The sequence below is a fragment of the Mycobacterium sp. genome (genome assembly GCF_036488105.1).
Taxonomy (GTDB): domain Bacteria; phylum Actinomycetota; class Actinomycetes; order Mycobacteriales; family Mycobacteriaceae; genus Mycobacterium.
Map to the genome: position 1 here is coordinate 1 of NZ_DASXHW010000434.1, position 7655 is coordinate 7655.

At 65.0% G+C, this 7655-nt stretch carries 8 protein-coding genes and 1 pseudogene; 7 read left to right on the plus strand and 2 right to left on the minus strand.

What is annotated here, in order from left to right; genetic code table 11:
* Nucleotides 1–123 (plus strand): annotated as a pseudogene (locus VGH54_RS22825) (IS110 family transposase); the annotation flags it as partial.
* Between the two features lie 21 nt (nucleotides 124–144).
* Here the strand turns inward: VGH54_RS22825 and VGH54_RS22830 are convergent.
* On the minus strand, nucleotides 145–1551 hold the full coding sequence (locus tag VGH54_RS22830; RefSeq protein ID WP_331514378.1) for a PPE family protein: 1407 nt from the start codon (nucleotides 1549–1551) through the stop codon (nucleotides 145–147).
* 12 nt (nucleotides 1552–1563) lie between these two features.
* Nucleotides 1564–2898 carry a PPE family protein gene (locus VGH54_RS22835; protein ID WP_331514379.1) on the minus strand — a complete coding sequence of 445 codons (1335 nt, stop codon included), beginning with the start codon at nucleotides 2896–2898 and terminating at the stop codon, nucleotides 1564–1566.
* A gap of 665 nt (nucleotides 2899–3563) precedes the next feature.
* Here VGH54_RS22835 and VGH54_RS22840 point away from each other — a divergent pair.
* The 6 genes from VGH54_RS22840 to VGH54_RS22865 form a co-directional block, all read left to right on the plus strand.
* Nucleotides 3564–3863, plus strand: a complete 300-nt coding sequence (locus tag VGH54_RS22840; RefSeq protein WP_331514380.1) for a PE family protein — start codon at nucleotides 3564–3566, stop codon at nucleotides 3861–3863.
* Nucleotides 3864–3979: 116 nt separating this feature from the next.
* The gene (locus tag VGH54_RS22845; protein ID WP_331514381.1) at nucleotides 3980–5209 is read left to right on the plus strand and encodes a tetratricopeptide repeat protein; all 1230 of its coding nucleotides are present in this window, start codon (nucleotides 3980–3982) and stop codon (nucleotides 5207–5209) included.
* Between the two features lie 97 nt (nucleotides 5210–5306).
* Complete coding sequence (locus VGH54_RS22850) at nucleotides 5307–5846, plus strand: RNA polymerase sigma factor (protein ID WP_331514382.1); 540 nt, start codon at nucleotides 5307–5309, stop codon at nucleotides 5844–5846.
* Nucleotides 5843–6544, plus strand: coding sequence for a Rieske (2Fe-2S) protein (locus VGH54_RS22855; protein ID WP_331514383.1), 702 nt, complete (start codon nucleotides 5843–5845; stop codon nucleotides 6542–6544). The genes VGH54_RS22850 and VGH54_RS22855 overlap by 4 nt, the downstream gene beginning before the upstream one ends.
* Nucleotides 6545–6613: 69 nt before the next feature.
* Entirely contained in the window at nucleotides 6614–7075 is a 462-nt protein-coding gene (locus VGH54_RS22860) for a cupredoxin family copper-binding protein (RefSeq protein ID WP_331514384.1), read from the plus strand.
* A partial coding sequence (locus tag VGH54_RS22865; protein ID WP_331514385.1) for a metallophosphoesterase family protein occupies nucleotides 7072–7655 on the plus strand: 584 nt, incomplete at its 3' end. The genes VGH54_RS22860 and VGH54_RS22865, both read left to right, overlap by 4 nt.

Below are 7655 nucleotides of genomic sequence, written 5' to 3' on the forward strand. Positions count from 1 at the left end.
GAAGGCAAAACCCACACCCAGGCCCTCTTGGCGCTGGCCCGCCGACGCCTCAACGTCCTTTGGGCCATGATGCGCGACCACACGACCTATCAACCCATCACACCTAACGCTGCGGCGGCTTGACAACGTCATTGAGAATCCTCCTTATCCGGTTTCGGTGGCGGCCTTCGCGACCGCAGTGGTCGCCTTGCCGTCGGTCAGATGCACGGCGTGGATGCCGGGTTTGGTCGACAGCTTGGCGACCAGGTCGTCGAGTCCGGCCTCGTCGACGTTCCAGTGCTGCACGTCGTCCGGCGACTCCTGTAGCTTCGCGATGACTTTGTCGAGCGGGACCGGGCCTTTGGTGCGCGCGGGTGCGGTGACCTTGGCCCGGACGCCCGTCGAGCTGACGACGCGGGAGGCCGGGCTGCCCAGCGCGCCTCCGGCGGCGCTGCCCAGGGTGGCCTGGTTGAGCGCGCTCAGCGGAAGATCCATTGTGGGAGCTGCTGTCGCGGCAAAAGTGCTGTCCGGCAACGACGTAGCGGCGAGCCGGATCGCCGGGGTGGCGCCGGCCCAGCTGGGTGGCACCGACAATTTGCCGACCGTCTGCGCGCTGCCCAGCGCCGCCGTCGCCGCATGTGCTCCCAGACCCGCGGCGTGCCCGGGCGAGGACAGTCCAGCGTGCAGTGAACCCAGACCGATCCCGTGGCTCCAGGGCTGGTAGATGAAGAAGTTCTTCCACTGCGAGATGCCCATACCGGTTGTGCTATTGGCCACGTTGGTCCAGGTGGCCTGGCTGCCGGCGCCTGAGATGAACGAGTACATGTTGGTCCACGTCGTGGCCAGCGTCGATCCCCCGGGGATGGAACCAAGTGCGTTGGTAAAGAACTTCGTATAGTCGCCGTTCAAGGTGGTGACTTGGTTGAGGAAGTTAGTGGCCGTGGCCTCAGCCTGTTCCAGGATCGATTCCAGATCGGTCGGCGTCGCGGCCGCACTGGCAGCGGTGGTCGCCGCCGCCTGGGTGGCCTGACCGCTGCTGTTCGTAGTCTGTGGCGCCTCGGTGAACGAGCCCAACCCGGTGGTGGCCGATTGCGATGATGCGGAGTACCCGGTGATGGCGGCGACGTCCTGGGCCCAGAACTGGGCGTACTCGGCCTCGACGGCCGCGATCGCCGCGTTGTACTGACCGAAGATGTTCGCCTGCAGCAGCGACAGCAGCTGAGTGCGATTGGCCGCGATCGCGGCCGGCGGGACGGTGGCCGCCAACGCGGTCTCGTAGGCACTGGCCGCGGCCCGGGCCTGACTTGCAGTCTGTTCGGCCTGGCCTGCCGTCGTCGACAGCCACGACACGTACGGCGCGGCGGCAGCGGCGGCGGCCTCCGACGAAGGGCCTGTCCAGTCGCCGCTGATGAGTCCGGTGATCACCGACTGGAAGTTGGCGGCCGTTGACTGCAACTCGCTGGAGAGACCATCCCAGGCCGCCGCGGCGGCCTGCAACGACTCAGATCCCGGGCCCGCGTAGATCTTGGCGGAGATGAGCTCCGGTGGTTGCGCTGCGAAATCGAAAACCATTGCTGCCTCTCCTTATTCCGCGCTCGGCGGGATCACGATGATGGTGGCAGTGGTGGCGATCTCGTCGGCCGCCACCGCGCCAGGCACGCGGTAACCCTGACCCACCGCGGCGCGAGTGGCGGTGCCGCCGATCGCACGGCCGGCCAGGCTCGACAGCGCCGTCTGGCCGAACATTCCGGGCTGAGCCAGGCCCATCTCGGGAGCGGCGTCGACCGCGGACGCTTCCATCTCGGCGGCAACCGTCCGGACTGCGGGTGTCGCCGCCGCCCAGTTCTGCGGCACCGAGAGCGAACCGATGGTGCCGGCCCGGCCGACCGACGCCAACGCTCCGACATTTCCACCGCCGCCGTACGAGCCGCTCAGCAGCCCGCTGTGCAACAGCGGCGACAGCGCCCCGGTGACGGGCGACGGGTGGAGCAGCGGGCCGATGCCCTGGATTCCCGTGCCGAGGCTTGGGATAGAGATGGAGACCTGCCACCAGTTCTTCAGCAGGCTGCCGAACCCAAGGGGAGTCCACGGCCCGGCCGCGTAGGTGCTCAGGGTGTTGGCGCCCGTGGTCAAGAACTGGTTGAACAGCGTGATGCCGTTCGTCACCGACGGAGGCAAGCCCAAGCTCGCCACCAGCTGCGCCAGGGTTGTGCTCGTTTGCGGTAGCAGTGATGTGAGCTGGGTATTAAGCGTTCCCAGCTCGGTGCCGAAGTTTGTCAGTTCGGTGTTCAGCTGAGTCAGGAACGCGGAGAGGCTGTCGGTGGTCGAATCGGCGGTCGACGCGGCAGCCGACTGGGCCGTTGATGCCGCCTGAGTGGCCTGCCCGCTGTCGTTGGTGGTCGCCGGGGCTGGGGTGAACGGGGTCAGCTGACTTGCCGTCGTCGCGGCTCCGGCGTAGCCGTACATCGCGCCCGCGTCCTGGGCCCAGAACTCGGCGTAGGTCGCCTCGGTCGCGGCGATCGCCGGGGTGTTCTGGCCCAGGAAGTTGGTTGCGACCAGGGCGGCCAGCAGTGCCCGATTGGCCTCGATCAACGGCGGAGGGATGCTGGCAGCGAAGGCGGTCTCGTAGGCCGCCGCAGCCGCCTGAGCTTGGGATGCCGTCTGCTCGGCCTGCGCGGCGGTGTTGGTCAGCCACTCGGTGTAGGGCGCCGCCGCACTGGCTGCAGCCTCCGAAGACGGTCCCTGCCAGCTGCTGGTCAGCTCGCCGATCGTGGATCCATACGACGCCGCCGTGGTCTGCAGCTCACTCGCTAACGCGTCCCAGGCCGTCGCGGCGGCCAAAAGTGGCGCCGAGCCCGGTCCGGCGTAGATCCGGCCGGAGTTGATTTCCGGCGGTAGCGCTCCAAAGTCGAAAACCATCCGTATCCCTCGCTCCGGCTGTGTGGTCCCCAATGCCCAGCGTTTGTCCAGCGCTGAGCGGCGGCCAAAAGCTTTCAGGGACGCCCCTTCAGCACCGGCAACTAAGTGTGAATTGCCTGGCAGCTGCCTGAATTTCCCTGCACTGGAGATTAGCCAGCCTTCGCGAAACCAGCGCCGGTCGACGCCGCGATGGCGTCACTCTGGAGGCGCCGCGACCGCTGCCTGGCGGGTCGATGAGCGCGACGCCGAAACTGCGGTCTACCTGGCAAAATTACCCGGTGGGAGATGGTCGTGAAGCCCGTCGCGTTCGGTGAACGATCGGTGACTACGAATAAAAATCTGCGTATCCAAAATTCCGGAGCGGCACGTTCATAGCGCCGAGAAGCGTGGCGTCCGCCGGCGATTATGCGCGAGGAGATTCTTACCGGCAGCTGTCGGGGTCGGCGGACCCCGTACGTCCTGGATCGATCGGCGTTTCAGCACGCCGCAGCGGGTTTTGGCGGCGATACCGACCCGGCCATCGGCAGGCTTTACCTGCAGATACAGCATCCGGAGCCGGCGCCGTCGTACGCTTGGTGAGTCGAGTCAGACCTAAAATCGACGCACAAGCCAATAGTCAGTCACTCCGCGCCCAGCTGCGGAGCTCGACCTGAGGAGACATGCACATGTCATTCGTCACCACTCAGCCCGAAGCCCTGAATTCGGCCGCAACCGCTCTGGGCGGGATCGGCTCATCGTTCAGCGCGCAGAACGCGGCCGCGGCGGCGCCGACCACCGGTGTGGTTCCCGCCGCCGCTGACGAGGTGTCGGCCCTGACCGCCGCACAGTTCGCCGCGCACGCGCAGCTGTATCAGGCCGTCGCCGCACAGGCCGCCGCGATCCACGAGCAGTTCGTGAACACGCTGGGCACCAGCGCCGGGTCGTATGCAGCCACCGAAGCCGCCAACGCCGCATCCGCGGGCTAACCAACGACTCTCTGTCGGCCGGGCACCGTGGTGGTGTCCGGCCGACATTTTTCTGTCCACGTAGGCTCCACGGTTGAAGGGTGTGAAGCGACCACAAAGGACAGGTAGGAAGACAAGTGGCGGAACCCATCTCGGCCGCGACGGCCGCCCTGAGCGAAGCCGAACGTCTGGTCCATGCCGGCGATATCCCGGCGGCGGTAGAGGTCCTCGAGGGCATCGTCGACCATGAGCCGACTCTTGCCGTGTTGTACATGCTCGCGTCGACCTGTCTGGAACTCGGCCAACACGACAAAGCGCTTCGTTACGCCTCCGCCGCGGCAGAAAAAGATCCCGCTTCTGCGCCGGCCAGAGATGCCCTAGCGAAAGTGCATGTGGCCGTGGAGGATTACGCCTCCGCGTTGTCGGACTTCGAAGCTGTTGTCACGCTCAGCCGCGAACAGCGTGAGGCGCCGCCCGACCAGTTCGCAATTCCAGCGCATTTCGCCTTGCACAACGTCGAACAACTCGACCACATCCTCACCAGCAATCGCGCTGAGCAAGCGTCCTCCGGTGCTCTGGTTGGTGGACTTCTGGGGCTGGGTCGCGGGCTGGTGGACGTCATTGAGGGAGCGAACGGCGAAGCACCGTGGATATCAGTCAACCGGATGAGCGGCAACATGCTCGCCGACCCGCCGTTCGTAAAGGTCCCGGAGCAGCGGCTGCCGGGGTACGTGAACCTCAGCGTCGACTATGGGGCGATTCAACAAGCCGTCGTGGCCGGTCAGAGCGTGCAGGTCATCGATGACTTCTTGACCCCAGAAGCCCTAGAACAAGTGCGAAAGTTCTGCCTGGAATCGACAGTGTGGCGGCACCCGTATCAGTTCGGCTATGTGGGCGCCTTTCCGCAGGACGGATTCGCCAGCGTCTCACTGTTTGCCATCGCAGAAGAGTTTTCAGCGGCACTGGGTAAGGCATTCGAGGAATATCAATTAGCCCAATGGTGGGCCTTCGTGTACGACACCAAACTGCCTGGAACCGACATTCACGGTGACGACGCCGACTTCTCGTTGAACTTCTGGATCACCCCCGATTCCGCGAACCTCGACCCGGACCGGGGTGGGCTTGTCATTTGGGACAAAAAGGCACCGAGCGACTGGAGTTACGGCGACTACAACTCCGGAGGTGAACGGGTCAGGCAGTTCCTCGAGGACGAGAAGGCCGAATCGAGCGTCATTCCCTACCGGGAAAACCGGGCGGTGCTCTTCGAGGGACACCTGTTCCACAAAACGGACGACTTCACCTTCGCGCCCGGATTCGAAAATCGGCGACGCAGCGTGACCCTTTTGTTTCGCCGCCGCAAGCACTAGCGGCGGTCGCAGCCGGTCTTCGTGTAACCCGAGACGCTATGGACCACTGACAGGCAAAATCATCAGCGGAGCCACGCTCTCGACAGGCAGGCGATATGTGACGGCACACGGCGATCCCGTCGGCCCGCGACCCTTGCGGTTGGTGTCCGGCGACGGTTACCCGGACTGGGAGGCGGTCTACCAAGACAACGCCACCTGGGTGTATCGCACCATCTATGCGCGAGTCGGCAACCGGGCCGACGCCGAGGATCTCACCGCCGAGGTCTTCCTGGCGGCGTTGCGGCCGCTGCGGCTGACCGCCAGCGTCGGTGAGGTTCGCAGCTACCTACGGGCCACCGCCCGAACAGTATTGGCCGCACACTGGCGCGAGACCCTGGGGCGCGAGATCACCTCGATCGACGACATCGAGCAGCCGCCCGAGAGTGAGCAGGCGATCAGCAATGCGCCGCAACGGGTGGCCGGCGTACTCGAGCAGTTGCCGGACAACTATCGGCGGATCTTGGAACTACGTTTCCTGCAAGGGCGTTCGATCAAGGAGTCGGCCGCCGAACTCGGGGTTACTGTCGCCAACGCAAAGGTGCTTCAGCATCGGGCATTGCGGCTGGCCGCACAGGTCAACGAAAAGGGCGAATCATGAATGCGCGTGCGTTACGCAGGTACATCGACGACCTGCTGCGTGGCCGACGTCCAAAGCCGTTCCGGCCCGACGACTTCGAAGCCGCGCAAATTCGGACGGCCATCGAACTGCAGGCGGCGCGGCTGGGCAGTGATGCTCCGCGACAGGAGTTCCTCACCGATCTGCATCGTCGTCTCGCTGCGCAACAGGCAGGTACCGGTCAGCCGGTGTCAAAGTTGACAGCGACCCGCCGGAACGTCATCGTCGGCACATCGGCCGCCGCGGCAGCCGCGGTGGCGGCGGTATCTATCGATCGCGCGTTGATCGATAGTGCCCAGGTTGCCGACGACGGTAACAGCGGGCCCCGTGAGCTCACACCGACGACCGGGCGCTGGATGCAGGTCGCGGCCAGCGCAGACGTGACCGACGGTGTCATGCGGCCCTTCGATGTCGGCTCAGTCATCGGGTTCGTTCGTCGTGTCGACGGCAAGGCCGAAGCCGTCTCGGGGGTATGCACGCACCAGGGTTGCCGACTGTGGTTCGACGCGCCCGACGACCGGCTGCGCTGCCCGTGCCATTCGACGTCGTTCACGCCCGCTGGCCAGGTGCTGACGCATCAATTGCCGATAGTTCCGAAACCGTTGCCCACGTTGATGGTTCGAGAACAAAACGGCGCCATCGAGGTGTTCGTTCCGGCACCGCCGAGCAAGCCGGCCTAGCGAGGTGTAACCCACCGCCCTATCTATTGGCGACGTGTACTTTTTCGCCGAAGATGGAGGTGTATCGCTATGCCCGGACGACCTCGGGGCGTGCGTGTTGTGTTGCTGGGCCTGATGGTGGTGGCCGGATGCTCGTCGCCGCAGTCGGCGACCTCGCCGTCGGTGACCTTCGGATCGGCGGCGACCACTCCTGGAATGCCGGGTATGAGCGGTATGCCGGCGATGCCGAACATGCCGGCGGGCACCAGCGCCGCGACGACGGGACCGGCCGCTCCGGTGGCGGGTGATGCCGTCAGCATCGACAACTTCGCTTTCGCCCCCGCGACGCTGACCGTCCACGCGGGTAGCACGGTGACGTGGACCAACCGAGACGAGGAACCGCACACGGTCGTCGCCAACGACGGGTCGTTCCATTCACCTGGAATGGGTTCGCAGGCAACGTTTTCCTACACCTTTGCCAAGCCTGGCAAGTTCGACTATGTCTGCTCGATCCACCCGTATATGCACGCCACCGTGGTGGTGACGCAATGAACGACGCGCCACACACGATGAACCGGCGCCAACTGATCCGGCACAGCGCATGGTTCGGTGCGGCAGTCGGACTGGCAGTGGCGGGCGGCGAAGTCATCTCCCACGTTGCCGGCACCGCCGATGCCGCACGCATTCCGGGTCGGCCTACCCTGCGATTCGCTCAAGTCAGCGACAGCCACATCGGATTTCTTGGAAAAGCCAATTCCAATGTCGCGGGCTCCTTCAACCAGGCGATCGATCGGATCAACAACCTCGGTTACACACCGAATTTCGTTATCCACACCGGCGACCTGACCCATCTGGCCACACCTGGCCAGTTCGATCAGGTCAAGCAAATGATGACCGGGCTGCGCACGCCGCACGTGTTCACCGTTCCCGGTGAGCACGACTCGATCGACGACGGGGGACAGAAGTACCGCAGCGCGTTCGGCGCCGGAGCCCGCGGCGACGGTTGGTACAGCTTCGACATCGCTGGTGTGCATGTGATCGCCTTGGTCAACACGTTGAACCTGAAAAAGCTTCGGCACCTTGGTGTTGACCAACTCGAATTCGTCGAAAAAGACGTGGCGGCGCTGCCCAG